This window comes from Lentzea sp. NPDC092896 (genome assembly GCF_044754905.1).
GTDB lineage: Bacteria > Actinomycetota > Actinomycetes > Mycobacteriales > Pseudonocardiaceae > Lentzea.
Map to the genome: position 1 here is coordinate 96,601 of NZ_JBIVPX010000011.1, position 26,925 is coordinate 123,525.

The 26,925-nt window shown below is 69.2% G+C and carries 27 protein-coding genes; 19 read left to right on the plus strand and 8 right to left on the minus strand.

The window, feature by feature from the left end; all coding sequences use genetic code 11:
- Nucleotides 1–45 precede the first annotated feature (45 nt).
- Nucleotides 46–1,551 (minus strand): alkaline phosphatase D family protein, encoded by a 1,506-nt coding sequence (locus ACIQF0_RS39490; RefSeq protein WP_401038710.1) that lies wholly within the window; start codon nucleotides 1,549–1,551, stop codon nucleotides 46–48.
- Between the two features lie 175 nt (nucleotides 1,552–1,726).
- Between ACIQF0_RS39490 and groES the strand changes: the two genes are divergently transcribed.
- Together groES and groL are read left to right on the plus strand one after the other, a co-directional pair.
- Nucleotides 1,727–2,020, plus strand: coding sequence for a co-chaperone GroES (gene groES, locus ACIQF0_RS39495; RefSeq protein WP_030478362.1), 294 nt, complete (start codon nucleotides 1,727–1,729; stop codon nucleotides 2,018–2,020).
- Between the two features lie 86 nt (nucleotides 2,021–2,106).
- The gene (groL, locus tag ACIQF0_RS39500) at nucleotides 2,107–3,735 is read left to right on the plus strand and encodes a chaperonin GroEL (protein ID WP_401038714.1); all 1,629 of its coding nucleotides are present in this window, start codon (nucleotides 2,107–2,109) and stop codon (nucleotides 3,733–3,735) included.
- 215 nt (nucleotides 3,736–3,950) lie between these two features.
- Here the strand turns inward: groL and ACIQF0_RS39505 are convergent, their stop codons facing one another.
- Nucleotides 3,951–4,247: a WhiB family transcriptional regulator gene (locus ACIQF0_RS39505; protein WP_086663892.1), complete on the minus strand. Its 297-nt coding sequence runs from the start codon at nucleotides 4,245–4,247 to the stop codon at nucleotides 3,951–3,953.
- A gap of 180 nt (nucleotides 4,248–4,427) precedes the next feature.
- On the opposite strand from ACIQF0_RS39505, the gene ACIQF0_RS39510 reads away from it, so the two are divergent.
- From ACIQF0_RS39510 to ACIQF0_RS39530, 5 genes are all read left to right on the plus strand, one after another.
- Nucleotides 4,428–5,366, plus strand: a complete 939-nt coding sequence (locus tag ACIQF0_RS39510) for a MerR family transcriptional regulator (RefSeq protein WP_401039139.1) — start codon at nucleotides 4,428–4,430, stop codon at nucleotides 5,364–5,366.
- A 14-nt stretch (nucleotides 5,367–5,380) separates the two neighbouring features.
- Nucleotides 5,381–6,277 carry a hypothetical protein gene (locus tag ACIQF0_RS39515; protein WP_401038717.1) on the plus strand — a complete coding sequence of 299 codons (897 nt, stop codon included), beginning with the start codon at nucleotides 5,381–5,383 and terminating at the stop codon, nucleotides 6,275–6,277.
- 81 nt (nucleotides 6,278–6,358) lie between these two features.
- Entirely contained in the window at nucleotides 6,359–6,955 is a 597-nt protein-coding gene (locus ACIQF0_RS39520) for a response regulator transcription factor (protein WP_030471988.1), read from the plus strand.
- Nucleotides 6,956–7,263: 308 nt separating this feature from the next.
- Nucleotides 7,264–7,836 (plus strand): sigma-70 family RNA polymerase sigma factor, encoded by a 573-nt coding sequence (locus ACIQF0_RS39525; RefSeq protein ID WP_030471987.1) that lies wholly within the window; start codon nucleotides 7,264–7,266, stop codon nucleotides 7,834–7,836.
- Nucleotides 7,837–8,730, plus strand: coding sequence for an anti-sigma-D factor RsdA (locus ACIQF0_RS39530; protein ID WP_360048286.1), 894 nt, complete (start codon nucleotides 7,837–7,839; stop codon nucleotides 8,728–8,730).
- A gap of 94 nt (nucleotides 8,731–8,824) precedes the next feature.
- Here the strand turns inward: ACIQF0_RS39530 and ACIQF0_RS39535 are convergent, their stop codons facing one another.
- Nucleotides 8,825–9,208 carry a DUF5319 domain-containing protein gene (locus ACIQF0_RS39535; RefSeq protein WP_245821845.1) on the minus strand — a complete coding sequence of 128 codons (384 nt, stop codon included), beginning with the start codon at nucleotides 9,206–9,208 and terminating at the stop codon, nucleotides 8,825–8,827.
- A gap of 142 nt (nucleotides 9,209–9,350) precedes the next feature.
- Between ACIQF0_RS39535 and guaB the strand changes: the two genes are divergently transcribed.
- The 8 genes from guaB (at nucleotide 9,351) to ACIQF0_RS39575 (ending at nucleotide 17,907) form a co-directional block, all read left to right on the plus strand.
- Complete coding sequence (gene guaB, locus ACIQF0_RS39540; RefSeq protein ID WP_360048283.1) at nucleotides 9,351–10,862, plus strand: IMP dehydrogenase; 1,512 nt, start codon at nucleotides 9,351–9,353, stop codon at nucleotides 10,860–10,862.
- A 43-nt stretch (nucleotides 10,863–10,905) separates the two neighbouring features.
- A complete protein-coding gene (locus ACIQF0_RS39545; RefSeq protein WP_360048281.1) occupies nucleotides 10,906–12,039 on the plus strand; it encodes a GuaB3 family IMP dehydrogenase-related protein in 1,134 nt (377 codons plus the stop codon).
- A gap of 61 nt (nucleotides 12,040–12,100) precedes the next feature.
- Nucleotides 12,101–12,448 (plus strand): hypothetical protein, encoded by a 348-nt coding sequence (locus tag ACIQF0_RS39550; protein WP_401038721.1) that lies wholly within the window; start codon nucleotides 12,101–12,103, stop codon nucleotides 12,446–12,448.
- A gap of 39 nt (nucleotides 12,449–12,487) precedes the next feature.
- Entirely contained in the window at nucleotides 12,488–12,712 is a 225-nt protein-coding gene (locus ACIQF0_RS39555) for a hypothetical protein (RefSeq protein ID WP_360048278.1), read from the plus strand.
- Nucleotides 12,713–12,828: 116 nt separating this feature from the next.
- Nucleotides 12,829–14,505 carry a GMC family oxidoreductase gene (locus tag ACIQF0_RS39560; protein ID WP_360048275.1) on the plus strand — a complete coding sequence of 559 codons (1,677 nt, stop codon included), beginning with the start codon at nucleotides 12,829–12,831 and terminating at the stop codon, nucleotides 14,503–14,505.
- Between the two features lie 12 nt (nucleotides 14,506–14,517).
- Complete coding sequence (locus tag ACIQF0_RS39565) at nucleotides 14,518–15,477, plus strand: MBL fold metallo-hydrolase (RefSeq protein ID WP_360048273.1); 960 nt, start codon at nucleotides 14,518–14,520, stop codon at nucleotides 15,475–15,477.
- Complete coding sequence (locus ACIQF0_RS39570; RefSeq protein ID WP_401038725.1) at nucleotides 15,474–16,706, plus strand: FAD-dependent monooxygenase; 1,233 nt, start codon at nucleotides 15,474–15,476, stop codon at nucleotides 16,704–16,706. The genes ACIQF0_RS39565 and ACIQF0_RS39570 overlap by 4 nt, the downstream gene beginning before the upstream one ends.
- A gap of 43 nt (nucleotides 16,707–16,749) precedes the next feature.
- Entirely contained in the window at nucleotides 16,750–17,907 is a 1,158-nt protein-coding gene (locus ACIQF0_RS39575) for an FAD-binding oxidoreductase (protein ID WP_401038728.1), read from the plus strand.
- Here the strand turns inward: ACIQF0_RS39575 and ACIQF0_RS39580 are convergent.
- Nucleotides 17,902–19,347: an aldehyde dehydrogenase family protein gene (locus ACIQF0_RS39580; protein ID WP_401038731.1), complete on the minus strand. Its 1,446-nt coding sequence runs from the start codon at nucleotides 19,345–19,347 to the stop codon at nucleotides 17,902–17,904. The two genes, ACIQF0_RS39575 and ACIQF0_RS39580, sit on opposite strands and share 6 nt — an antisense overlap.
- Before the next feature lie 10 nt (nucleotides 19,348–19,357).
- A complete protein-coding gene (locus ACIQF0_RS39585) occupies nucleotides 19,358–20,026 on the minus strand; it encodes a phosphotransferase family protein (protein ID WP_401038733.1) in 669 nt (222 codons plus the stop codon).
- A gap of 19 nt (nucleotides 20,027–20,045) precedes the next feature.
- Between ACIQF0_RS39585 and guaA the strand changes: the two genes are divergently transcribed.
- Nucleotides 20,046–21,605 carry a glutamine-hydrolyzing GMP synthase gene (gene guaA / locus ACIQF0_RS39590; RefSeq protein WP_401038736.1) on the plus strand — a complete coding sequence of 520 codons (1,560 nt, stop codon included), beginning with the start codon at nucleotides 20,046–20,048 and terminating at the stop codon, nucleotides 21,603–21,605.
- A gap of 41 nt (nucleotides 21,606–21,646) precedes the next feature.
- Here the strand turns inward: guaA and ACIQF0_RS39595 are convergent, their stop codons facing one another.
- Together ACIQF0_RS39595 and ACIQF0_RS39600 are read right to left on the minus strand one after the other, a co-directional pair.
- Nucleotides 21,647–21,841 (minus strand): hypothetical protein, encoded by a 195-nt coding sequence (locus ACIQF0_RS39595; RefSeq protein WP_360048264.1) that lies wholly within the window; start codon nucleotides 21,839–21,841, stop codon nucleotides 21,647–21,649.
- Nucleotides 21,834–23,018 (minus strand): PspC domain-containing protein, encoded by a 1,185-nt coding sequence (locus ACIQF0_RS39600; protein ID WP_401038739.1) that lies wholly within the window; start codon nucleotides 23,016–23,018, stop codon nucleotides 21,834–21,836. The genes ACIQF0_RS39595 and ACIQF0_RS39600 overlap by 8 nt, the downstream gene beginning before the upstream one ends.
- Nucleotides 23,019–23,126: 108 nt before the next feature.
- Here ACIQF0_RS39600 and ACIQF0_RS39605 point away from each other — a divergent pair, with 108 nt between their 5' ends.
- The 3 genes from ACIQF0_RS39605 to ACIQF0_RS39615 are packed head-to-tail and all read left to right on the plus strand — an operon-like array spanning nucleotide 23,127 to nucleotide 25,556.
- Entirely contained in the window at nucleotides 23,127–24,320 is a 1,194-nt protein-coding gene (locus tag ACIQF0_RS39605; protein ID WP_401038742.1) for a PspC domain-containing protein, read from the plus strand.
- Nucleotides 24,317–24,967: a response regulator transcription factor gene (locus tag ACIQF0_RS39610; protein WP_090067146.1), complete on the plus strand. Its 651-nt coding sequence runs from the start codon at nucleotides 24,317–24,319 to the stop codon at nucleotides 24,965–24,967. Before ACIQF0_RS39605 ends, ACIQF0_RS39610 begins: the two co-directional genes overlap by 4 nt.
- A gap of 7 nt (nucleotides 24,968–24,974) precedes the next feature.
- The gene (locus tag ACIQF0_RS39615; protein ID WP_401038746.1) at nucleotides 24,975–25,556 is read left to right on the plus strand and encodes a hypothetical protein; all 582 of its coding nucleotides are present in this window, start codon (nucleotides 24,975–24,977) and stop codon (nucleotides 25,554–25,556) included.
- On the opposite strand, the gene ACIQF0_RS39620 is transcribed toward ACIQF0_RS39615, so the two are convergent.
- Nucleotides 25,549–26,829, minus strand: coding sequence for a serine/threonine-protein kinase (locus tag ACIQF0_RS39620; RefSeq protein ID WP_401038748.1), 1,281 nt, complete (start codon nucleotides 26,827–26,829; stop codon nucleotides 25,549–25,551). The two genes, ACIQF0_RS39615 and ACIQF0_RS39620, sit on opposite strands and share 8 nt — an antisense overlap.
- Nucleotides 26,830–26,925 lie beyond the last annotated feature (96 nt).

The window sequence follows — 26,925 nt, forward strand, 5'->3', positions numbered from 1 at the left end:
GTCCGACCCTCACGCACCAGGGTGGCGGTGAGGTGAACGCACTCCCTAGAGCCTGTGAAGCCCTGGGACGCGATCCTCCACGACGAACGACGCCTTGGTGCGGACAGGCGAACCCGGCCGCGTCACGTAGTCCAGCCCGCGGAAGTCCGTGCGCAGCTCATCGGGCGTGAAGCGGCTCACGGTGTACCCGCGCCGGTTGTTGAAGTACTTCACGTGCGGGTTCTCGCGCAGCCACAGCGGTGTCTCGGCGTACTCCTCCGACCCGTCGCCACCGGCCGTGATCGACGTGGTCACGAGCTCGGTCGCCAAGGTCTTCGACGACGGGTCGTCCCACCGCTCCTTGACCTCCGCACCCCACGCCGCGTGCACGTCCCCGGTCAGCACGATCGGGTTCCGCACGTCCGCGAGCGCCGTCACGACCCGGTCCCGGTCGGCGACGTAGCCGTCCCACGCGTCGAGCAGGAACTTGTCGACCTCGCCGGGGATGTAGTCGTACTGCGAGAAGAACACCTGCTGCCCGAGCACGTCCCAGCGCGCCCGCGAGCCGCGGAAGCCGTCGAACAGCCACTCCTCCTGCGCGGCGCCGAGCATCGTGCGTTCCGGCTCCAGCCGTTCCGGGCAGAGCTGCAACCCGTCGCCGCAGGCCTGGTCGGTCCGGTACTGGCGGGTGTCGAGCATGTGGAACGTCGCGAGCGAGCCCCAGCCGATCCGCCGGTACAGCCTTGGTGACCTGCGCAAAGGCATGTTCTCGTAGTAGGCCTGAATGGCCGCGGCCCGCCGCGCGGGGAAGTCCGGCTGCGGCTGGTCCGGCAGCAGCCCCGCCCAGTTGTTGTCGATCTCGTGGTCGTCCCAGATCACCGACCACGGCGCCACGGCGTGCGCTTCCTGCAGGTCGGGGTCGGTCTTGTACTGGGCCTGCCGCCGCCGGTAGCCGGCGAGCGTCGTGGTGGTCGGGCCCTCGACGTGCCGGACGTTGCCGCTCGGGGCGACGTGGATGCCGCTCTCGTACTCGTATGTGTAGTCGCCGAGGTGCAGCACCAGGTCGGGCTCGTCCTCCGCGAGTCTTCGGTAGGCCGTGAAGTAGCCGTGCTCGTACTGCGCGCACGACGCGAAGGCCATCGTCAGCGGTACCTGCAACGAGCCAGGAGGAGGTGTCGTGCGCGTACGGCCCGTCCGCGAGAGGTGGTTGAGTGCCTTGAAGCGGTAGAAGTACTCGCGGCCGGGCTCCAGCCCGACGAGTTCCACGTGGACGCTGTGCGCCTCCTCAGGTCGAGCCGTGGTGGAGCCGCGCTGAACAATTCGGGTGAATCGTTCGTCCTGCGCGACCTGCCACTGGACCTCGATCGGACGGGCCGGCATGCCTCCCAGGCCGTCGTCGGCGAGCGGATCGACGGCCAGCCGCGTCCACAGGACCACTCCGTCGGGTGCCGGGTCGCCCGAGGCCACACCGAGTGTGAAAGGGTCGCCCGGCCGGGCCGAGGCGGCGACCGAGAACGCTGTGACTCCCGCCACCCCGGCGAGCAGCAGCGTTCGGCGCGTCAACGTGGACATGCCCTGAATACGGTTCCCGGATGGTGATCGGTTCGGGGGTCTCGTTGAAGGCTTGGCACTCTCGTGGGTAGAGTGCCAATTGCACGGCACCAGTACCGCCCCGACCCCCGCGACGGCGGGGTGGCAGGAGCCGTTAAACAAACGAACCTGCCAACGACCCGTGGAGGTCATCCCGGTGAGCGTGAACATCAAGCCGCTTGAGGACAAGATCGTTGTCCAGGCCTCCGAGGCCGAGACGACGACCGCCTCCGGCCTCGTGATCCCGGACACCGCGAAGGAGAAGCCCCAGGAGGGCAAGGTCCTCGCGGTGGGCCCCGGCCGCATCGACGACAAGGGCAACCGCGTCCCGCTGGACGTCGCTGTCGGCGACGTCGTCATCTACTCGAAGTACGGCGGCACCGAGGTCAAGTACAACGGCGAGGAGTACTTGATCCTCTCCGCTCGCGACGTGCTGGCCGTCGTCAACTAGTCGACGCTCGGCTGTCATGCCTGACGCCCCGGCGCCCCATCCGGGGTGTCCGGGGCGTTTCGCTACCCAGAGAGGCTTTGAGTTCAATGCCCAAGCAGATCAGCTTCGACGAGGACGCTCGTCGGGCCCTCGAGCGCGGCGTCAACAAGCTCGCCGACACGGTCAAGGTCACCCTTGGCCCGCGTGGGCGGCACGTCGTGCTCGACAAGAAGTTCGGTGGCCCCACGGTCACCAACGACGGTGTGACCATCGCTCGTGAGATCGAGCTGGACGACCCGTTCGAGAACCTCGGCGCGCAGCTCGCCAAGTCGGTCGCCACCAAGACCAACGACGTCGCGGGTGACGGCACCACCACCGCCACCGTGCTGGCGCAGGCGCTGGTCAAGGAAGGCCTGCGCAACATCGCCGCAGGTGCGAACCCGACCGCGCTCGGCCGTGGCATCCAGGCCGCCGCCGACGCCGTCGTGGACGCGCTCAAGGCCAAGGCCACCCCGGTCAAGGGCCGCGAGAACATCGCGCAGGTCGGCACCGTCTCCTCGCGTGACGAGTCCATCGGCGCCCTGCTCGGCGAGGCCATCGAGCGCGTCGGCGAGGACGGTGTCATCACCGTCGAGGAGTCGTCCACGCTCGCGACCGAGCTGGTCATCACCGAGGGCGTGCAGTTCGACAAGGGCTACGTGTCGACGCACTTCTCGACCGACCTCGAGGCGCAGGAGGCCGTCTACGAAGACGTCCGCATCCTGCTGCACCGCGAGAAGATCTCGGCGCTGGCCGACGTCCTCCCGATCCTCGAGAAGGTCGCGGAGTCCGGCAAGCCGCTCCTGATCATCGCCGAGGACGTCGAGGGCGAGGCCCTGTCCACGCTGGTGGTCAACGCCGTCCGCAAGACCCTGAAGGTCGTCGCCGTGAAGGCGCCGTTCTTCGGTGACCGCCGCAAGGCGTTCCTGGACGACCTCGCGGTCGTCACCGGCGGCGAGGTGGTCTCCTCGGAGATCGGCCTCAAGCTGTCCGAGACCACGCTGGAGCAGCTGGGCACCGCCCGCCGCGTCGTCGTGACCAAGGACGACACCACGATCGTCGACGGTGGCGGCACCAAGGCCGACATCGCCGGTCGTTCGGAGCAGCTGCGTCGCGAGATCGAGAACACGGACTCCGACTGGGACCGCGAGAAGCTCCAGGAGCGCCTCGCGAAGCTCTCCGGCGGCATCGCCGTGATCAAGGTCGGCGCCGCCACCGAGACCGAGCTCAAGGAGCGCAAGCACCGCATCGAGGACGCGGTCGCCGCTACCAAGGCCGCGGTCGAGGAGGGCATCGTCCCCGGCGGTGGCTCCGCTCTCGTGCACGGCGCCAAGGTGCTCGACGGTGGCCTCGGCCTGTCGGGTGACGAGGCCACGGGTGTCGCGCTCGTCGCGAAGGCCCTGTCCGCGCCGCTGTTCTGGATCGCCGCGAACGCCGGCCTCGAAGGCGCCGTCGTGGTGAACAAGGTCCGCGAGGGCGAGTGGGGCTTCGGCATCAACGCAGCCTCGCTGGAGTTCGGTGACCTGCTCGAGCAGGGCATCATCGACCCGGTCAAGGTCACGCGTTCCGCCGTGGCGAACGCCGCCTCCATCGCGCGCATGGTGCTCACGACCGAGAGCGCCATCGTCGAGAAGAAGGCGGACGAGCCCGCTTCCTCCGCGGCCGGACACGGCCACGGCCACGGGCACGGCCACTGAGTCTCTCGCCGCTGCCGCGCAGACGGCGGCGAGTTCGCCGGGAAGCCGGCCGTCCGGCCGACTCGCTCGCACCGAAATGGGCTCCGCCGATTTCGGCCCGAGAGGGTGACCGGACGACCGGCGCGAACTCGCGGTTGAGGTTCGAGGGCTGAAGTTCGAGCTCAAATAAAACCGGGGCGGCACCATTTCGTTTGGTGCCGCCCCGGTTTTATCGTCTACACAATTGCCAATTGTCGCTTTCGTGCCTTGATGATGTGGTCGCGCTCCGATTCCGAGAGCCCGCCCCAGATTCCATACGGTTCCTGCACCGCGAGCGCGTGCCTGCGACACATCTCCAACACCGGGCAGGCGAGGCAGACGGCCTTGGCGCGAGCTTCCCGCCGAGATCTCGCCGGGCCCCGTTCACCGTCGGGGTGGAAGAAGAACGCGCTGTCCATGCCCCGGCACGAACCGCGCATCTGCCAGTCCCACAGGTCTGCGTTGGGACCGGGGAGCCTTCGGGTGTCCGCCATCGAGACCGCCTCCGTGACGACTGCTCCATTCGGCTTAACGATGATCCACCGTAGAACCGCGTCAAAACTTGTTCAAGAGGCTGAAGACCCTTATCAACTGATGGGTGACGGCACGCGTGTTCGATCACTCACCGCCCGGAGTTGCCGCCCGGATGAGGTGAACGGAACATGGCTCTCGTGATGACACCGCCGGAGCACACCTCTGCCGGGAGTCACACGAGTGAGCCCCTTCTCTCAGTGGCCGCGGTGGCCAGGCGACTCGGCGTGGCACCCGCCACCCTTCGCACCTGGGACCGCCGCTACGGGCTGGGGCCGACCGGCCACACCGTGGGGCGGCACCGGAAATACGGGCCCCCGGACGTGGCCCGGCTCGAATTGATGCAACGCGCTCTTCTTCGTGGCGCGTCGTCTGCGGAAGCGGCCCGTTTCGCGCTCGACTCGAAATCGTCGATGACACACGGAGTGGTTCCCGTCGCACCATCGGGTGGACGTGGACTGAAATTGCCGGGAGCGTCTCGATTGGCGCGCGGATTGGGTCGCGCGGCGGTCGCGATGGACTCCATCGCCGTCCAGGGGATGCTCGCCGACTCGCTGGCGTCCGACGGCGTGATCACCACCTGGAACGAGGTCGTGCGGCCGGTGCTGACGGCCGTCGCCGCGCGGTGGCAGCTCTCCGGTGCCGGCGTCGAGGTCGAGCACCTGTTGAACGAGTGCGTGCTCGCGGCGTTCGTGCGCGCGACACCGCTCGTCACGTCCGGACGCAACCATCGGCCCGTGCTGCTGGCGTGCATGCCGGAGGAGCGACACAACCTTCCCCTCTACCCGTTGGCAGCGGAGCTGGCGCACCGAGGCGTCGTCGTCCGGCAGCTCGGGGCGGCGTTGCCCGTGGACGCGTTGGCGGCCGCTGTACGCCGTACCGCGCCCGCCGCGGTGGTGCTGTGGGCGCAGTTGCCGCGCTACGCCGATCCGGGGGTGATCACCGCTTTGCCGCGCACCCGGCAACAGGTGAGGTTGTTCGTCGGCGGGCCCGGCTGGCGGCGGGGCGTGGTGACGTCTCCGGCGGAACGGGTCGAGGATCTCGCCGCCGCCGTCGAGGCCGTTGAGGCCGCGGTCACCTGACAGACTCCGTCACCGTGATCGAAGAGGAGCTGCGCCGGGCCGCGTTCGGTGATTCACCCGATCTCGACGTCTGGTCCGCACTCTCGGCGCCCGATTCACGGTCCCGGTGGCTCGCCGCGGTCGTTCTCGGTGGTCAGGGGCACTACGCGGCGGCAGCCACCACGTTGGACGCGCTCCGTCACGACCCCGACCCGGTGATCGCGTCCCTCTCCCTCTCGACTCGCGCGTCGCACCACCGTCAGCTAGGGGCCCATCACCTCGCTCGTCGGCTCGACGGCGCGGCGCTCTCCCGCGTCCAGTCAGCGGACCGCGACGACCAGGACGGGATCGACGCCGCAGGTGCCAGGACGGACGCCCTGCTCGGTCTCGCGGCCGATTCGCTGGGTGCTCAACGCCTGGGAGAGGCCCGCGGGTTGCTCGCACGAGTTGAGACGCACTCGTGGAGGAGTGAGGTCCGCAGGGGCTGGGTGACCGCCGAGATCGAGCTGGCCTCCGGCCACGCGGAGGCCGCGGTGGCACCAGCCGAGGCGGCGTACGGCGTGGCGACGAGCAGAAAGGCGCTCCGGCACGAGCTCAAGTCGGCACTCGTTCTGGGCACCTCGTTGGTCGTGTGGGGGACACCCGACGGCCTGAACCGCGGGGTTGAACTGGTCGAGTGTGAGCTAAATCACAGCGCCGCGAAGGGGCTTCATCCGTTGATCTGGCCGAGCGCTCTTGTCCTGGTGGGCCATGCCCCCACGGTGGGCGCAGTCGCCATCGACCGGGCGACGGAGGCCCTGAGCTGCGTGTTACGCAGAGCTGATGCCGTCAGCCGACAGGTCGCCCTTGAGTCCCCGTGGGTGCCCACCGGGCTGCTCCGTTCCGGGGAACCCCCGAACGCAGACCCTCAGATGAACTTCTTGACGGATTAAGCACCGGATCGTGTCAAGGTTGGGCCGCCAGCGTCCGATAGGGGAGATGGAACGTCACTCGGCTGCAGGAAAGGAGTCCCCGTGACCACGGTCCTTATTTGCGACGACCGGCGCAGTGTGCGGGAGGGTCTCACCCGCGTGATGTCGGCTGTCCCCGGGGTTAGCCGCATCGACTGCGTAGCGCACGGTGACGAGTTGTTGGCTCGCTTTTCAAGGCAGCCGGTCGACGTCGTGCTGGTGGGAACTCAGCGCGCTGTCCCGACCGGGGTTGAAGCTACCCGTCGGCTCGTCTCCGCGAATCCGCAGGCAAACGTCATCGTCTTCGGAGCCCCCGACGACGCCGGAAGCATCGCCGCGGCGATCGCCGGCGGTGCTCGTGGCTATCTGAGGTGGGACGCGTCGCGTCCCGAGCTTGTGGCGGCCCTCGCGCACACGCTCGCCAGCACCTCGGTGCCGGCGCCTCGTCAGCCCTCCGACCCCGGCGTGCAGCTCACGGAGCGTGAGCTCCAGGTGCTGCGTGGCATGAGCCAGGGCAAGAGCAACGGCCAGATCGGCCGCGAGCTCTACCTGTCGGAGGACACGGTGAAGACGCACGCCCGTCGTCTCTTCCGCAAGCTCGGTGTTCGTGACCGCGCTCAGGCGGTCGCGCACGGCTTCCGGCGAGGCCTCGTTCAGTAGTCGCTCTCGCCGCACCGGCCCCGCGTCCTCATATGCCGCATGTGGGGAAGCGGGGCCGGTGGCGTGAGAGGGCTCACTCGTGCGGCCGGTGATCTTTCAGGTCGCGCAATTAGCCCAGCCCGGTGACAATGTCGCCGGGCTGTCAGCCGTTCGGGCGTGTCTGCTGTTCACGCGGGGTGTCCATACCCCACCTATGAACAGAAGGCCTGAAGACCGGTACGGTGAAGGCGCTGTAACGAGTCGCTGTGAGTGACTCGTGTTGTTCTGTGTCGGTACGCCAACAAGTAACACCAGGGCTGTTGTCTGCGATGACCAACTTGGGGGACGGACTGGACGCCGAAGTGGGCGCGGCCGTCGACGGCGACCGCCAGGCGATCGAACGCCTGCTGGCCTCCATTCGTCCTCTTGTGGTGCGGTACTGCCGCGCCAGAGTTGGAAGGCAGGAGCGAAGCTTCGCTTCGGCGGACGATGTGGCCCAGGAGGTGTGTCTCGCGGTGCTCACGGCATTGCCCAGCTACCGCGATCAGGGTCGGCCCTTCCTCGCGTTCGTGTACGGGATCGCGGCGCACAAGGTCGCCGATGCACATCGGTCTGCCGCCAGGAACCGCTCCGAGCCCGTTCCCGAAGTTCCCGACGCGCCGGAGACCGAAGCTGGTCCGGAGCAGCGGGCGATGCAGGGCGAACTCTCCGACCGGATGGCCGTCCTACTGCGCGTCCTGCCGGAGAAGCAGCGGGAGATCCTGCTGTTGAGGGTGGTGGTCGGGCTGTCCGCCGAGGAAACTGCCGAGGCGGTTGGTTCGACTCCGGGTGCTGTTCGGGTGGCGCAACACCGTGCGCTGGCCCGACTGCGCAAGTCGCTGGCAGCGGAGGAGGTGGTCTGAGTGGCCGACGAACACGGGAAGGACGACGAGGAAGTGCGCGGACAGGACGATAGAGCCCCGCACGAACCCGTCGCAGATGATCTTTCGGCTGTACAGGCCGATGACAGGCTGCTCGACGCGCTGGGGTCGGCGACACCGGGCGCGGCCGGCAACCTGGTCGACGACGAGCTGAACGCGTTGCTGCTCGCATGGCGCAACGAGGTGGAGACCGAGCCGTTCGGCGAGCTCGTCGACACCGACACCGCCATCGCCACGATCCAGGCTGCCCGTCCGCAGCCGGTGAGCAGGCACCGCTTCCTGATCCCGCTGGCGAGCGCCGCGGCGGTCCTGGCCATCGCCTTCACCGGCGTGAGCCTCGTCGCCCGTGACGCCCAGCCCGGCGACGCGCTCTGGGGTCTCACGCGAGTGCTGTACTCCGAGCACGCGAAGTCGATCGAGGCAGCGGCCATCATCAACACCGACCTCGACGCCGCACGCCTGGCGTTGCGCGAGGGCAAGGTCGACGAGGCCCGCGAGAAGCTGAACAAGGTCGGCGCCAGCCTCGAGTCGGTGTCCACGGCCGACGGCAAGCAGAAGCTCGAGGAGAAGCACAAGGAGCTCGAGAAGGAGCTCGACACCAACACCTCGACGCCGCCGTCCACGACGAACCCGAAGCCGACGAAGCCGACCAGGTCGTCGGAGCCCACGACGCCGTCCTCGACGCAGCCGTCGAGCGAGCCGTCGACCACCCAGCCGTCCACGCCGCCCTCGTCGGAGACTCCGGCGCCGCCGACGTCGAACGGCGAGGAGAACCCGCCGCCTCCTCCGCCGCCGGACCCCGGCACCGGGGAGACGGGTTCCACTGGCACCGGAACCAACGGTGAGACCGTCGGGCAGACGACCGGCTCCAACTGAGACGCACTGTGAACGGCCCCTGATCTTTCGAGGTCAGGGGCCGTTCACATGCTCAGGCGTTCACACGTCAGGTGGAATGTGACCGGTCCAGCGGTCAGCGGGCCGACTCGGTGGCCGTCACGCCGTCGGCGTATCCCCGGCAGTACTCCCAGCTGACGTAGGCGCCGGGGTTCGGGTCGAAGGCCGGCTCGTGCGGGCGCATGCGGCCGTCGGCGAGGAGTTGTTCGAGTGAGGCTCGCAACAGTGCCCAGTCGTGATAGTGCGGTTCCTCGCACTCGCCGCAGTCCACGACGATGCCGCGCACGCCTCTGTGTTCCAGCAGCGCTTGGTAGACGGCGAGGTCGCTCAGGTCGCTGACCAGCTCTGTTCGCTCGTCGTCATCCATCGGGGGATGGTCGTGGTGCGGTTCGCCCAGGGAGAGTGCGGGGTCTTCTGGGTCACCCGCGAAGGGGTCTGGTGGCAACGCGTCGTGCGGCACGACCCCGCACGGTACCCGCCGTACCCCCTCGGTCGTCCAGATACCATGGGTCGCACCGCCTCCGCCTGCGGAAACTGGACACGCAGGACCCCAAAAGGGCAGGCAGAGCGCAGACCGCACGACGGAAGGCATGTCACCCGCTATGACCAGCGAGCTCAACGCTGATGGAGTCCCGCAGAAGTTCGCCATGCTGGGACTGACCTTCGACGACGTGCTCCTGCTGCCTGCCGAGTCCGACGTCGTTCCGAGTGGCGTCGACACGAGCACCAGGATCTCGCGCAACATCTCCCTCAAGATTCCGCTGGCCAGCGCCGCGATGGACACGGTCACCGAGGGCCGGATGGCGATCTCGATGGCACGTCAGGGCGGCATCGGCGTGCTGCACCGCAACCTGAGCATCGAGGACCAGGCCCGCCAGGCCGAGACCGTCAAGCGGTCAGAGGCCGGCATGGTCACCGACCCGGTCACGTGCTCGCCCGAGGCCACGCTGGCCGAGGTGGACGCGCTGTGCGCCCGCTACCGCATCTCCGGCGTGCCGGTGACCGACGAGAACAACAAGCTCGTGGGCATCATCACGAACCGCGACATGCGGTTCGAGCTCGACCACTCCAAGCGTGTGATCGAGGTCATGACCAAGGGCCCGCTCGTCACGGCCCAGGTGGGCGTGTCCGCGGAGGCCGCGCTCGGCCTGCTGCGTCGCCACAAGGTCGAGAAGCTGCCGATCGTCGACGGCGACGGCAAGCTCAAGGGCCTCATCACGGTCAAGGACTTCGTCAAGACCGAGCAGTACCCGATGGCCACCAAGGACCCGGACGGCCGCCTGCTGTGCGCCGCCGCGGTCGGTGTGGGCGAGGACTCGTTCGTCCGCGCGATGACGCTCGCCGAGGCCGGCGTCGACGTGCTGATGGTCGACACGGCGCACGGCCACTCGCGCGGCGTGCTGGAGATGGTCGCCCGCATCAAGAAGGAGCTCGGCGACTCGACGGACGTCGTCGGCGGCAACGTCGCGACGCGGGCCGGTGCCCAGGCACTGGTGGACGCGGGCGCGGACGGCGTGAAGGTCGGTGTCGGTCCCGGCTCGATCTGCACCACGCGCGTCGTCGCCGGTGTCGGCGTGCCGCAGATCTCCGCGATCTACGAGGCGGCGCTGGCCTGCACCCCGGCCGGCGTGCCGGTGATCGGTGACGGCGGCATCCAGTACTCCGGCGACATCGCCAAGGCCATCGCGGCCGGCGCGTCCGCCGTGATGCTCGGTTCGCTGCTCGCGGGCACCCAGGAGGCGCCCGGCGACCTGATCCTGGTCAACGGCAAGCAGTTCAAGACCTACCGCGGCATGGGCTCGCTGGCCGCGATGCAGTCCCGTGGCGAGAACAAGTCGTTCTCGAAGGACCGCTACTTCCAGGACGACGTGCTCAACGAGGACAAGCTCGTCCCCGAGGGCATCGAGGGCCGCACGCCGTTCCGCGGCCCGTTGTCGCAGGTCGTGCACCAGCTCAACGGCGGCCTGCGCGCGGCGATGGGCTACACGGGCTCCCACACGATCGCCGAGCTGCAGAACCAGCAGCTCGTGCGCATCACCGCGGCGGGCCTGAAGGAAAGCCACCCGCACGACATCACGATGACCGTCGAGGCCCCGAACTACACCACCCGTTAGGGTCTCCCGGGCAGTTCAACGAGCTTTGGAAGGGAACAATCAGGTGCGCGATCTGGTCGAGATCGGGATGGGCCGGACCGCGAGGCGGGCCTACGAGCTGGACGACATCGAGATCATCCCGTCGCGTCGGACGAGGTCGTCGAAGGACGTCTCCACGACGTGGCAGATCGATGCCTACCGCTTCGACATCCCGCTGATCACCCACCCGACCGACGCCATCGTGTCGCCGGGCACGGCGGTCGCGGTCGGCGAGCTCGGCGGCCTCGGTGTGCTCAACGCCGAGGGCCTCTGGGCCCGCCACGGCGACGTGGACGAGGCGCTGTTCCGCTTGGTCCAGGCGACCGAGGACAGCGACGACCCGGCGGCGGCCGTGAAGGTCCTGCAGGAGCTGCACTCCGCCCCGCTGCGGATGGACCTGATCGCCGAGGCGGTCAAGCAGATCCGCGAGTCGGGCGTCACGGTCGCGGTCCGCGTCAGCCCGCAGCGCGCTGCCGAGCTGACCCCGGACCTGCTGGCCGCCGGCGTCGAGATCCTGGTCGTGCAGGGCACGATCATCTCGGCCGAGCACGTGTCGCGTGACGGCGAGCCGCTGAACCTGAAGTCGTTCATCGCGGATCTCGACATCCCGGTGATCGCCGGCGGTGTCGGCGACTACCGCACCGCCATGCACCTCATGCGCACCGGTGCGGCGGGCGTGATCGTCGGCTACGGCTACACGCCCGGCGTCACCACCACCGACTCGGTCCTGGGCATCGGCGTGCCGATGGCCACCGCGATCGCCGACGCCGCGGCCGCGCGCCGCGACTACCTCGACGAGACCGGCGGCCGCTACGTGCACGTCATCGCGGACGGCGGCGTCACGACGTCGGGCGACGTGGCGAAGTCCATCGCCTGCGGTGCCGACGCCGTGATGCTCGGCGAGCCGCTGGCCGCCGCGACCGAGGCACCGGGCCAGGGCCTGTACTGGACGGCGTCGTCCGCGCACCCGTCCGTGCCGCGCAGCCTCGTCGCCGAGGCGGTGGACCAGGAGCTCGACCTGCGCAAGCTGCTGTTCGGCCCGTCCGCCGACCCGCGCGGCGTGACGAACCTGTTCGGTGCCCTCAAGCGGGCCATGGCCAAGACCGGCTACTCGGACCTCAAGGAGTTCCAGAAGGTCGGCCTGACCATCCGCGGCTAGAGATCAACTGGTCGAGGGGCGCGTTCCAGCCGGGACGCGCCCCTCTGCTTTGCTGGACGCCGTGCCGCTCGTCGAGATCACCTACGCACCCCACGTCCCCCACGCAGTGCTGAAGGAACTGGCGGCAATGCTCCCGCACGCCGTCTCGGTGGCGGTCGAGTGCCCGGAAGAGCCCTACGACGGCGACCTCCAGCCCGGCGACGTGGAACTGCGCTTCCGCCCGCGCGGCTCGTTCGACGTCAGCGGCATGGACATCGTTGTCGAGGTCCGCTCGAAGTGGTTCGAGAGCCGTGCCGCCAACCGCCAAGATCGCGTCGACGACCTCTGCAAGGCCGTCGTCGACGCTTGTGGCCTCGCTGAAGTGGGCGTTTACCTCAGCCTCCCGATCGCAGCCTGGGCACAGAGCTGATCTTGCAACCGAACGACTACTCCGCGCGTCCTCTTGTGCGTGGAATTGGATGCCTTGTTCGGCGACGGCAAGAACAGTGATGTGGACACGATCGACCCGGACGCCGAAGTCCAAGAGTTCGAGTTGGAGGAAGTGCCCGAGGAGGACGAGCGAGTAGGCGGCATCGGCTGGAAGATGCTGACCCTGTTCGTCTGCGGCGGGCTGGTGATCACGGCGCTGGCCGTGGCGTTCATGGTGTGGGTGATCGAGGGTCTGGTGCTCTGAGCCGATGGGTGCGCCTGCCCGCGCACCCGGCACGGCCGTCCGGTTGCCTCGTTTCTCGCCCGTCTGAACCGATCGGGGACTAGGCGTTACCGGAAGTAACGCCTACTCTCCGGTTCATGGGTGAACTCGCCGGTAACTTCGATGTCGTCATCGTCGGCTCCGGGTTCGGCGGAAGCGTGGCCGCGCTCCGCCTGACCGAGAAGGGCTACCGCGTCGCCGTCCTGGAGGCGGGGCGCCGGTTCGCCGACGACGAGTTCGCCAAGACCAGCTGGAACCTCCGCAGGTACCTGTGGGCGCCGCAGCTCAAGTGCTTCGGCATTCAGCGCATCCACCTGCTGCGCAACGTCATGGTGCTCGCCGGTGCGGGCGTCGGTGGCGGCAGCCTCGTGTACGCGAACACGCTGTACCGGCCGCTCAAGCCGTTCTACGAGGACCGGCAGTGGGCGCACATCACCGACTGGCAGGACGAGCTGGAGCCGTTCTACGACCAGGCGAGCCGGATGCTGGGCGTCGTCACGAACCCCACGACGACCCCGAGCGACGTCGTCATGCAGAAGGTCGCGAAGGACATGGGGGTCGAGGACAGCTACCACGCGACGCCCGTCGGCGTGTTCTTCGGCGAGCCGGGGAAGAAGGCCGCAGACCCCTACTTCGGGGGCGCCGGGCCGGAACGCACCGGGTGCACCGAGTGCGGCAGCTGCATGTCGGGCTGCCGGGTCGGCGCGAAGAACACCCTGGTCAAGAACTACCTCTACCTCGCGGAGAAGCTCGGCGCGAAGGTCTTCCCGCTGACCACGGTCACGCAGCTCAACGAGAACGACGGCACCTGGACCATCGACACCAGGATGACCGGCGGCAAGGCCAAGGCCACCTTCACCGCCGACCAGGTCGTGATCGCCGCCGGCACCTGGGGCACCCAGCAGCTCCTGCACAAGGCGAAGGCCACGACGTTGCCGAGGATCTCGGCCAAGCTCGGCGAGCTCACCCGCACCAACTCCGAGTCGATCATCGGGGCCGCGCGCTACACGGTCGACCCGGACACCGACTTCACGCAGGGCGTCGCGATCACGAGCTCCATCCACCCCGACGAGATCACGCACATCGAACCCGTCCGGTACGGCAAGGGCAGCAACGCCATGGGCATGCTGCAGACCCTCGCCACGGACGGCGCGCTGAGCACCCCGCGGTGGTTGCAGTTCATCAAGCAGGCCGTCAGGCACCCGCTCCGGCTCCTGCGGCTGCTCAGCGTGCACCGGTGGAGCGAGCGGACCGTGATCCTGCTGGTCATGCAGAGCCTCGACAACTCCATCACCACGTTCCTCAAACGCGGCAAGCTCACCAGCAAGCAGGGGCACGGCGACCCGAACCCGGCGTTCATCCCGGCCGGTCACGAGGCGAACCTGCTGGCGGCCAAGCACATCGACGGCATGGCCGGCGGTACGTGGGGCGAGCTGTTCAACATCCCGCTGACCGCGCACTTCATCGGCGGCTGCGCGATCGCGAGCGACGAGGAGCAGGGCGTGATCGACCCGTACCACCGGGTCTTCAACTACCCCGGACTGTCCGTTGTGGACGGTGCGGCGATCAGCGCCAACCTCGGGGTGAACCCGAGCCTCACGATCACCGCGCAGGCCGAGCGGGCGTTCTCGCTGTGGCCGAACAAGGGCGAGCAGGACCAGCGGCCGGAGCAGAGCCTGCCCTACCGCAGGATCAATCCGACGAAGCCGAAGAACCCGGCGGTTCCCGATCAAGCTCCAGCCGCTTTGCGGTTGCCGATCGTGAAGGCGTCCTGACACGGTGGAGGCATGGCCAAAAAGCCTTTTGCCTCCAGCGCCGACCTCGCCCCCAAGGACGAGGTCTTCGTCGAACTCGCCGACGGCGTCTACACCCTGACCGCCGAAGGCGACCCCAACGTCGCGGCCATCGAGGCCGAGGACTTCCTGATCTGCTTCGAGGCGCGGGCCACACCCGCGGCCGCGCGACGGTGGCTGACACAGCTGCGCAAGCACACCAAGAAGCCGGTCCGGTACCTCGTGCTCAGCCACTACCACGCCGTGCGCACGCTCGGGGCCAGCGCGTTCGACGCCCAGGAGATCGTCGCGCACGAGATGACCCGGGTGCTGATCGCCGAACGCGGGCAGCAGGACTGGGAGAGCGAGTTCGGCCGCATGCCGCGGCTCTTCGAGTCGCCGGAGGAGATCCCCGGGCTGACGTGGCCGACACTCACGTTCTCCGACCGCATGACGATCCCGCTCGGCGACGAGCGCGGCGACCTGGTGCTGCAGTTCCTCGGGCGCGGGCACACCGCGGGCGACATCGTGGCTTGGCTGCCGCAGCAGCGCATCCTGTTCGCCGGGGACCTGGTCGAGTCGCAGGCCGCGCTCTACACCGGTGACGCGTTCCACGACGAGTGGGCGACGTCCACTTTGGACGAGATCGAGGAGCTGGGCGCCGAGGTGCTGGTCGGCGGGCGCGGCAAGGTCGCCCGTGACCGGTACGAGGTCGAGGCCGCCATCAACCAGAGCAGGCACTTCCTCAACGAACTGCGCCGCACGGTCGGCGGGGTCCACGCCGAGGGTGGCACGCTCAAGCAGGCCTTCGAACTGGCGCACAAGACCCTCGTGGACCGCTACGGGCGCTGGCCGATCTTCGAGCACTGCCTGCCGTTCGACGTGAAGCGCTACTGGGACGAGTGCGACGGCAGGGACTGGCCGGAGATCTGGACCGCCGAACGCGACCGCGCCGTCTGGGACGCCCTGCAGTGACGGTCCTGGTGGTGGGTGCCGGACCGGTCGGCCTCGCCGCCGCGCTGTTCCTCGCGCGAGCCGGTGTGCCGAGCGTCGTCCTGGAGAAGGAACCGAGGCGCGCGCAGACGGGCAGTCGTTCGATCTGCGTCCAGCGCGACGTGCTGGAGATCCTCGAACGGATCGGCGTCGGGCAGGCCGTCGCCGACGCGGGCGTCACCTGGTACACCGGCCGCACCTACCACCGCGACCGCGAGGTCCTGACCCTGACCTTTCCACAGGCCAAGGGTTTCCCGCCGTTCGTGAACACCCCGCAGACCGTCGTCGAGCAGTTGCTGGAGGAACGGGTCCGCGCCGAACCGCTCATCGAACTCCGTTACGGGCACGCGCTGGAAAGCCTCGTGCAGGACGACGACGGAGTGTCCACAAAGGACGGAATCAGGGCGAGTCACTGCATCGCGGCGGACGGCGTGCACTCGACGGTCCGGCAGCTCCTGGACATCCCGTTCGAGGGCTTCTCGTTCGACGACAGGTTCATCATCGCCGACGTCCGCGTCGACCTGGACTTCGAGACGCCCGAACGCCGTTTCTACTTCGACCCGCCCTGGAATCCGGGCAGGCAGGTCCTCCTGCACCCGCAACCGAAGGGCGTCTGGCGGATCGACTGGCAGGTCGCCGAGGACGTCCAGCTCACCGACGACCACGTCCGCGCGATCGTCGGTGACCGGCCGTACGAGATCGTCTGGCAGTCCACCTACCGCTTCCACCAGCGCAAAGCCGCGACTCTGCGATCAGGGGGAGTCCTGCTCGCCGGCGACGCCGCACACGTGATGAGCCCGTTCGGCGCCCGCGGCCTGAACTCGGGCATCTGCGACGCCGACAACGCGGCCTGGAAGATCGCCGCCGACCGGTCCGGCGAGGCAGGTCCGAACCTGCTCGCCTCCTACGACGCCGAACGCGGTGCCGCCGCCGACGAGAACCTCCGCATCACCGGTGACACCATGCGTTTCCTCGTCCCGGGCACCCCGGAAGAACGAGCCCGCCGGCGGCGAGCGCTGGAGTCCGGCGAGGGCATCGACTCGGGCAAGCTCTTCACGCCGTTCGCCTACGAGAACGGCGGCGTGCTGGTCGAAGGATCGCGCACGGCGGGCCCTGGCTTCACGGTCCGGGACGGCCTGCTGATCCGACCGGACGGCCACGTCGCCGGACCGGACGACGAGGAGACGAGACGTCGTGCACTCGGCTGGTGATCCGCAGAACACCCTTTACGCGCACCGAAAACCGCTTGAGGTGGTGAGGTGCGCACGGGTCGAGGACGTCCAGGCGGGCCTGGAACGCGCAGCACGCCAACGCATTCCGGTCGCCGCACGCAGCGGTGGTCACAGCTACGCGGGCTACTCGTGGCCCGACGGAGGCCTCGTCCTCGACCTCGCGGGGTTGTCGGACGTGCGGATCGACGGCCGGACAGCGGTCATCGGCGGCGGGGCGCGGATGTACGACGTCTACGAGGCGCTCGGTGCCGCGGGTCAGGCGTTGCCCGCCGGCACGTGCCGCTCGGTCGGCATCGGCGGACTCGCGCTCGGCGGCGGCATCGGCGTGACCGCGCGCAAGTACGGCCTGACCTGCGACCACCTCGTCGAGGCGCGGATCGTCACCCCGGACGGCGTTCTGCGCACGGCCTCGGAGGAGCCGGACCTGCTCTGGGCGTTGAAAGGCGGCGGTGGCGGCAACTTCGGCGTCGTCACGGAGTTCACGTTCCGCACGGATCCCGCGCCGGGCCTGACCGTGTTCGGCCTCGACTACCCCGAGGGCACGGCGGACGTGGCCGACGCTTGGCAGGAGTGGATCGCGGACGCGCCGGACGAGTTGTGGACGAGCCTGCGCGTCGACTCCGGCCCGAAGTCGGTGCCGAGCGTCAGGGGCGCGTACGTGGGACCGGCGAAGGACCTGCACCGGCTGCTGGACCGGATGCCGCCCGCTGAGCGCGAAGTCGAGGAGATGACCTACCTGCAGGCGATGCGCCACTACGCGGGACCTGCGGAAACCGGTGAACCGTACGTGGCGTCTTCGCGGATGCTGTACGCGCCCGTGCCGGGGTCGAAGGTCGCCGCGCTCCTGGACGGGCAGCCGCCGTTCATGATCCAGTTCGACTCGTTCGGCGGTGTGATCGGACGGATCGCGGCCGACGCCACCGCGTTCCCGCACCGCGACGCCACCGCGAGCGTCCAGATCTTCGTCCACCTCGGCGACCTGACCGAGGCACGTGCACGGGCGCTGCTCGCCGGTGTCCGCGACGGGCTCGGCGCGGGCACCACCGGGTACGTGAACTACATCGACCCGGAGATGCCCGACTGGCCGACCGCCTACTACGGCCGCAACCTCGCGCGACTCAGGGAAGTCGCGGACAGGTACGACCCCGATCGCGTGCTGGCGTTCCCGCAGGGCCTATAGCTGGATGCCCGTCAGCACGGTCACGCGTTCCTCGGTGAAGTCCTCCATCGCCGACCGGACGCCCTCGCGCCCGGTGCCCGACCCCTTCACACCGCCGTAGGGCATCTGGTCCGCGCGGTAGGACGGGACATCGCCGATGATCACGCCGCCGACCTCGAGTTCGGCCGCGGCCTCGAACGCCACCTGCACGTCGCGGGTGAACACCCCGGCCTGCAGCCCGTACTTGGAGTCGTTGGCCTGCGCGAACGCGTCCTCCACGCCGTCCGCCACGGACACCACGAGCACCGGTCCGAAGATCTCCTCGGTCCAGACCTTGGCGGACTTCGGCACGTCCGTCAGCACGGTCGGCTCGACCGTCGCCCCGGTCCGCTTGCCGCCGAGCAGCACCTTCGCGCCGACGTCGGTGGCCATGTTGACCCACTCCTCGACGCGCCGGGCGTTGTCCTCGTCGATCAACGGCCCGACCTCGACCTCGGGGTCGTGCGGGTCGCCGGTCTTGAGCGCTCCCACCGCTTCCACGAGTTTCGGCACGAACTCGTCGGCCTTCGAGCGGTCCACGATCACCCGTTGCACGGCGATGCACGACTGCCCGGCCTGGTAGTTGCCGAACGTCGCGATGCGCCGCGCCGCATGGTCCAGGTCCGTCCAATCAGGACAGATGATCGCCGCCGCGTTGGAACCCAGCTCCATCACGACGTGCTTGCGCGGCGCGGCCTCCATCAGCGACCAGCCGACCTTCGTGGACCCGGTGAACGAGATCACCGGCAGCCGTTCGTCGCGCACGAGAACGTCCATGTCCTTGCCGCGCACGGGAAGGATCGAGAACGCGCCCTCCGGCAGATCGGTCTCGGCCAGGATCTCGCCCAGCAGCAACGCGCTCAACGGCGTGGCGGAAGCGGGCTTCACGATCACCGGCGCACCGACCGCCAGCGCGGGCGCGACCTTGTGCGCCACCAGGTTCAGAGGGAAGTTGAACGGCGCCACGGCCAGCACCGGCCCGCGCGGCACGTGCCGGACGATCGCCATCCGCCCCACGCCACCGGCCTCGGTGTCGAGCCGCTGCAGCCCACCGGTGAACCGGCGCGCCTCCTCGGCGGCGAAGCGGAACGTGTTGACCGCGCGCGAGACCTCGATCTCGGCCCACTTCAGCGGTTTGCCGTTCTCGGCGGTGATCGTCTCGGCGATCTCCTCCGCGCGTTCGGCCAGCGTCCGCGACACCTGCAGCAGTGCCTCGGCGCGCACGTGCGCGGGTGTTCGCCGGAACTCCTTCGCGACCGCCGCGGCCGCCGCGATCGCGCGTTCCACCTGATCTCTGCCCGGTACGGCCACCGAGGCGACCTCGGTGCCGTCGAACGGGTGGAGGACCTCTAACGCCTGCTCGCCCTGCTCGGGGCGGCCGGCGACCCAGCACGGCCTGGGTTGCGGTGTGAACGCGTCCATGGGGATCACGTTAAGCCCTACTGGCCTGCACGTACCGGCTGAGATCCAAGTAGTGGTCAACATGCCCTTCTGCGCGTTGAAGTGCGAACCTCGGATCCTCCCGAATCGTTTGGATCATGTCGTCCAACCGGATCAGCACGTGCTCGCGGTCGTACTCGATCCCGTACGTCTCGCAGAACAGCCGGGTGCGCCGTTCGCGGTCATCGGGCAGTGCCAGCACGAACTGGATGATCGCCCAGCTGACGTCCCACCAGCGCGGACCCGGATGCGCGCCGTCCCAGTCGAACACGCCCTTCGGCGACCCGTCGTGGAACACGATGTTGTACGGCGCGAAATCACCGTGCAGCACCACCTCGACGGGTTCGCGGGCGGGGAACTGCCACCCGTTCAGCTCGCCGACGAGAGTGGCCGTCGCGTCGTGCAGCCGCCGCAGCAGCAGCGCCGACTCGATCAACGTCGCGTCGCTCGAAGGGGGCACGTGGCCAACGTCACCGGGCAGGTAGCTGAGCAGCTCGTGCTCCGCGTCGAGCCCGAGCGGAACCGGCGCGATCCCCAGCGGTGCCAAGCGCCGCAACAAATCGTGCACCCGAGGAGCCCACGGCCCGGCCGGCCTGCGCACCGCGTCACCCACCCTGAACACCTGGTTCAGCCCGCCACCGGTCAGCAGTTCCTCGTTCACGCATGAGATCCTTGGCGACGTGTCCGACACCAGCAACCGCCCTGTTCTCGTCGTCGACTTCGGCGCCCAGTACGCGCAGCTGATCGCCCGCCGCGTCCGCGAGGCCCAGGTCTACTCCGAGGTCGTCCCGCACACCGCGACCGTGAGCGAGATCCTCGACAAGAACCCGCTGGCCATCGTTCTGTCCGGTGGCCCGTCGAGCGTGTACGAGGAGAACGCCCCGCAGGTCGACCCGAAGCTGTTCGAGACCGGCGTCCCGGTCTTCGGCATCTGCTACGGCTTCCAGGCCATGGCGCGCGCGCTTGGTGGCGCGGTTGAACAGACGGGCACCCGCGAGTACGGCCGCACGGACCTGAGCGTGCCCAGCGAGGGCGGCGCGCTGCACCAGGAGCTCCCCGCGAGCCACCCGGTGTGGATGAGCCACGGCGACGCCGTCACCAAGGCTCCAGAGGGCTTCACGGTCACCGCGACCAGCGAGGGCGCGCCGGTCGCCGCGTTCGAGAACAAGGAGCGCCGGTTCGCCGGCGTGCAGTACCACCCCGAGGTGCACCACTCGCCGCACGGCCAGGAGGTGCTGCGCCGGTTCCTGCACGACATCGCGGGCATCCGTCCGCAGTGGACGACGTCGTCCATCCTGGACGAGCAGGTCAGCAGGATCCGCGAGCAGATCGGTGACGGCAAGGCGATCTGCGGCCTGTCCGGCGGCGTCGACTCCGCCGTCGCGGCCGCGCTGGTCCAGCGGGCCATCGGCGACCGCCTCACGTGCGTCTTCGTCGACCACGGCCTGCTGCGCTCCGGCGAGCGCGCCCAGGTCGAGCGCGACTACGTGGCCGCCACGGGCATCCGCCTGGTGACCGTCGACGCGCGCGAGCGGTTCCTCAACGCCCTGGCCGGCGTCACGGACCCCGAAGAGAAGCGCAAGATCATCGGCCGCGAGTTCATCCGCGTGTTCGAGCAGGCCGAGCGCGACCTCAAGGCCGAGGGCGACTACAAGTTCCTCGTCCAGGGCACGCTCTACCCGGACGTCGTCGAGTCCGGCGGCGGCGCGGGCACCGCGAACATCAAGTCGCACCACAACGTCGGCGGCCTGCCGGACGACCTGCAGTTCGAGCTGGTCGAACCCCTGCGCGCGCTGTTCAAGGACGAGGTCCGCCGCGTCGGCACCGAGCTCGGCCTGCCGGAGACGATCGTGCAGCGCCAGCCGTTCCCCGGCCCCGGCCTCGGCATCCGCATCATCGGCGAGGTCACCCAGGACCGCCTCGACACGCTGCGCCAGGCCGACGCCATCGCGCGCGAGGAACTGACCCTGGCCGGTCTCGACCGGCAGATCTGGCAGTGCCCGGTCGTGCTGCTCGCGGACGTCCGCAGCGTCGGCGTGCAGGGCGACGGCCGCACCTACGGCCACCCGATCGTGCTGCGCCCGGTGTCGTCCGAGGACGCGATGACCGCGGACTGGACCCGCCTGCCGTACGAGGTGCTGGAGCGGATCTCGACCCGGATCACCAACGAGGTGGCCGAGGTCAACCGCGTGGTGCTGGACGTGACGTCCAAGCCGCCGGGCACCATCGAGTGGGAGTAGAGACGTGAAAGGGGCCCCGGTCAGCTGACCGGGGCCCTTTCTCATTCGCGGGTCTTGCGTCTGATCGAGTTCGTCAGCAGCACCAGTCCGACCACGATGGCCGTCCCTCCCAGCGCCCACCGGAAGTCGAACCAGAACGACCCGTTGCTCAGCACGTAGGCCGCCATCAGCCCGCCGCCGATCCCGAAGACCAGCGTCACCGGGTCGATCCGCCTGCGCATCACCTGCTCAGTCACGGAGCACCTTCACCTCTCCGACGCTGGCCTGCACGTCGAGCTCGATCTGGAGGCCGCCCTCGCCGTTCTCGCCGAGGTCGCGACCGCTGACGTCCACGCTGTTGCCCTCGGCACGCTTGCCCAGGCAGTCGATCTCGCCGAGGGACGACGCCTCGCACCGGTACGTCACGTCCGCGTTCTTGGGCACGCGCACCTGCACCTCGCCGAGCTCGACCTCGATCGCGGTCTTCACCGAACCGGAGTCGGGCAGGTCGCGGAGATCGAGCTGCACGCTGCCCACGCTCGTCTCGTACCGGTCGCGCACGTCGGTCACGGACTTCGGCTTCTCGTTGTAGCTGCTCAGGTTGGACGGGCTGCCGTCGAAGTCGATCGCCGTCACGCCGAAGCCCACCACGGACAGCGGGATCATCAGCCAGATCAGGCCTCGGCCGCCGCCGGTGAACGACCCGATCAGCAGGCCCGCCGCCAGCACCGCGAGCACCAGGCCGATGACGTGCGGCACCGTGAACCACGGCGCCCAGGCACCGGCGATCGCGGAACCGGCGACCACCAGCGTCGCCACGCCCAGCGTCATCAGGCCGATGCGCGGTCCGCGAGGCGGCCTGGGGGCCGGTGGCTGCGGCTTCGGCGTCGGTTCCGGCAGGTCCCACGCGAACGGCGCGGCACCCAGCGGGTCCCAGGCCGGTGCCCCCGGCACCGGTGGCGTCACGGGTGTCACGGAGTCGGCGAGCGTCGTTGCTGGCTGCAGGTGCCCACGGTTCTTCTGCAGCAGGTAGACGCACGCGACCGCCGCGGCCAGCGTCACCACGACCTGGAACCCGCCGCTCCCGAACGTGAAGGCGAGCGCGGGGAACATCAGGAAGCCCAGCAGCACCGTCTGCGCCTGCGGCATCGAGCTGTGGCCCTTGTTGATCAACGACTCCAGCGGCGAGACCGCGTCGCCCTCCTCCGGCAGCAGCAGCCAGCCCGCGAGGTACAGCGGAACGCCCACGCCACCCGACAACGCGAGTGCGACGAACGCGATCCGGACGATCACCGGGTCGATCTGGAAGCGCAGGGCGATTCCGGTGGCCACGCCGCCGGCTTTGCGTCCTGCACGGGGCCGCACCGGACGGTGGGCCCAGAACTCTCTGAGCGTGTCCGCCACGCCCTGCATCGCCTTCTCAGTCCCGCTCACGATGACAAGGTTGCGCTGTCACGCCTGGAACCACATCAGGGACCAGCCCTGATTCACGGAACCGGGGTCATCCCTGATGAACAACTCGCCGGGACGTGTGACGATCGGATGGTGAGTGCACGCATTGAGCCGATGCGCCGTCGACGCACCGGCCGGGTGGTCGCGGGCGTCGCGAGCGGACTGGCCGACCATCTCGGCGCACCCGTCTTCTGGGTGCGCGCGATCTTCGCCGTGTTCGCCGCGTTCAGCGGGGTCGGGATCATCGCCTACGCGTTGCTCTGGATGTTCGTGCCGCAGTCCGCGGTGGCGGAACCGGAGACCGACAAGGACCGCAAGGAGTGGCAGCAGGCCGTCGGCCTCGCGGCCCTCGGCGTCGGTGTCGCGGTCTTCACCGGCCTGATCGGCGGGACGTGGAGCGGCTGGATCACCGGTCCGATCGCCGTGGCACTCGTGGGCGCCGCGGTCGTGTGGCGCGAGGCGGACGAGGCGCAGCGACGCCGCTGGAAGGACGGGGCGTTCGCGCAGGGGAAGACGGGGATCGTGCGGACGGTCGCGGGAGGCGCGCTGGTCGTGGCGGGGGTCGCCGCGTTCCTCGTGGTGAACGACACCGTCCAGAACCTCTCGACCGTCATCCTCTCCGTGCTGGCCACGTTGATCGGTGTCGCGGTGCTGACCGTGCCGCTGTGGATGCGGCTGGTGCGCGACCTCGACTCGGAACGCCGTGCGCGCATCCGCACCGAGGAACGCGCCGAGATCGCCGCCCACCTGCACGACTCCGTGCTGCAAACGCTTGCCCTGATCCAGAAGCAGTCGGAGTCGCCGCGCGAGGTCAAGCGCCTGGCCCGCAGCCAGGAACGCGAGCTGCGCGGCTGGCTCTACGGCCGTGAGGTGGGCGAGCAGCCGCATTCCATCAGCGTCGCGATCGCCCAGGTGTGCGCGGAGGTCGAGGACGGCTTCGCCATCGCCGTCTCGCAGGTCGTCGTCGGGGACGCCGAACTGGAGGACGGGATGTTCGCGCTGGTCCAGGCGTCGAAGGAGGCGATGGTCAACGCGGCCAAGCACGCGGGGGTGGCCGAGGTCAGCGTCTACGCCGAGGTCGAGCCGGAGAAGGTCACGGTGTTCGTGCGCGACCGGGGCAAGGGTTTCGACCCCGACGCGGTTCCGGACGACCGGCATGGCCTGGCGGGCAGCATCAGGGGGAGAATGACGAGGCACGGCGGGGAGGTGCGACTGCGCACGGCTCCGGGAGAGGGGACCGAGGTGCAGCTCGAGATGCCGAGGAAGACGGAGGCCAGGACATGAGCGTCAGGGTGTTCCTGGTGGACGACCACGCGTTGTTCCGCGCAGGGGTCAAGGCGGAGCTCGACACCATCACCGACGAGGTGGACGTGGTCGGCGAGGCCGGCAGCGTCGGTGAGGCGGTGGCCGGCATCGCGCACCACAAGCCGGACGTCGTGCTGCTGGACGTGCACATGCCCGACGGCGGCGGCGCCGAGGTGCTGCGGCAGATCCGCACCAAGATCCCCGAGGTCACGTTCCTCGCCCTGTCGGTCTCCGACGCGGCCGAGGACGTCATCAACGTCATCCGCGCCGGTGCGCGTGGCTACGTGACGAAGACGATCTCCAGCCAGGAGCTGGTCAGGGCCGTCGTGCGGGTGTCGGAGGGGGACGCGGTGTTCTCGCCGCGGCTGGCGGGGTTCGTGCTGGACGCGTTCGCCGACCGGCCTGGTGCCGCGCCGATCAGCGACCCCGAACTCGACCTGCTGACGCCGCGCGAACGCGACGTCCTGCGGCTGCTGGCGCGTGGTTACGCTTACAAGGAGATCGCGTCCGAGCTCTTCATCAGCGTGAAAACGGTGGAGACGCACGTGTCGAGCGTCCTGCGGAAGACCCAGCTCTCCAACCGGTACGAGCTCTCCCGCTGGGCCACTGATCGCAGACTGGTCTGAGGGGACATTGATCAAGAAGGTCGCCCGCGGTGCCACCGAGGTGCTGGCGCCGTGGGTCTGGGTGATTTTGCTGCCGTTCGGCGTTGCAGCCGCGACGGAGAACATCTGGATGACGCTGCTGTGGGGGTTCGTGGTCGCCGTGACGGCGTCCGTCATCCCCATGGCCGTCATCGTGCGTGGCGCGCGCAAGGGCAAGTGGGACGGCCACCACGTCACGAACCGCGAGGGCAGGCTCGTTCCGCTGGTCACGGCGGGAGCGTCGCTGGCCGCCGGCACGGTGATCATGGTCCTGGGCGACGCGCCCCGGAACATGCTCGCGCTGGCGGGCAGCATGTTCGCCTCGCTGGTCGTCAGCATGGCGATCACGTTCGGCATGAAGTGGAAGATCTCGCTGCACGCCGCCGTGGCGTGGGCCGCGGTGGTGACGCTGGCGATCGTCTACGGGCCGTGGTGGCTGCTTCTCGCGCTGCCCGCCGCCCTGGTGGCGTGGTCCCGCGTCGAGCTGGGTGATCACACGACGGCGCAGGTGCTGGCCGGGTCGGTCATGGGCGTGGTCGTCGGTGGCGGCAGCTTCTGGCTGCTCAGCTGACGCGCTTGGTGCTGACGATCTTCATCTGGTTGTCGACCGCGGCGACCTCGATGTCGTAGACACCGTTCTCGGTGACGCCGTTCCTGGTGGTCACGAGGCCGATGTTGACCACCCAGTTCCGGCCCTCCGACCGCACCGTCCCGGGTCCCGCGATGGTGACGCTCGAGTAGGTGCTCCAGCGCTGCAGGTAGTCCGCCTGCGGTTCGGCGGCCGAGCCGTAGAGGTTCCGCCACGCCGTTTCCGCGTTGTTCGGCAGCAGGCGGTAGTGGTCCTGCACGAAGCCGTTCGCCTGGTCCGCTGAGTAGTAGACCGGTTGCTGCTGGGTGAAGTCCGCCTGGTTGACCGGGGTGGTGCCGTTGCCGGTGCCGCCCCAGTACGCGGCCGCCGCGCCACCGCCGATCGCCAGCACCGCGATGACCGCGAGGATCACCAGGATCCGGCGGTTCGGCGCCTTGAGCCTGCGTTGTGGCCGCGGGATCTCCAGCGGCTGCGACGGCTGCGGCTCGGAGGCCAGCAGGTCGGCGGCCTCCTGCATGCTCGGCCGGTCCTCTGGGTCCTGCGAGAGCAGCCGCAGCAGCAACGGGGTGAGCTCGCCCGCGTTCTTGGGATCGCGGAGCTGGCCGCTGGCGGCGCGGTAGAGCAGGCCGAAGCTGTTGTCGCTGGGCCCGAAGACCGACTCGCCCTCGATGGCCGTGTAGATCGTGGCGCCGAGCGAGAACACGTCGGACGCCTCGCCGGGCTGCTCGCCGCGCGCCACCTCGGGTGCGAGGTAGGCGGGGGTGCCCGAGATCATGCCGGTGTCGGTCATCGTGCCGTCGCCGGTCGCCTTGGAGATGCCGAAGTCGGTGAGCTTGACCGTGCCGTCGTGGCCGATCAGGACGTTGCCGGGCTTGACGTCGCGGTGGACCAGTCCGGCGGCGTGCGCCGCGGCCAGTGCCGAGGCGACCTTGCCGCCGATGCTCGCGGCCTGGGCCGGCTTGAGCGGCCCGCGCTCGGCGATCAGCGCCGAGAGGCTGTGCGACGGCAGGTACTCCATGACGATCCACGGCTCTTCGTCGTCGCTGCCCACGACGTCGAACACCGCGATCGCGTGCTGGTGGTGCAGCCGCGCGGCGTTGCGGGCTTCCCGCATCGCGCGCTGGTGATCGCCGGTGATGAGCTCCTTGACCGCGACTTCGCGGGCCAGCACCTCGTCCCGTGCCCGCCAGACCACCCCCATCGCCCCGCTGCCGATGCGCTCCAGCAGCGTGTAGCGGCCCCCGATGGTTGTCACACCCTGAGACTAATCAATCGCGCAGACGAGCATCGAATGATCCGGTCTGCCCGTCGAAGATCGGTGAAGTGCTGTGCGCCGAGCCGAAGTCACCGG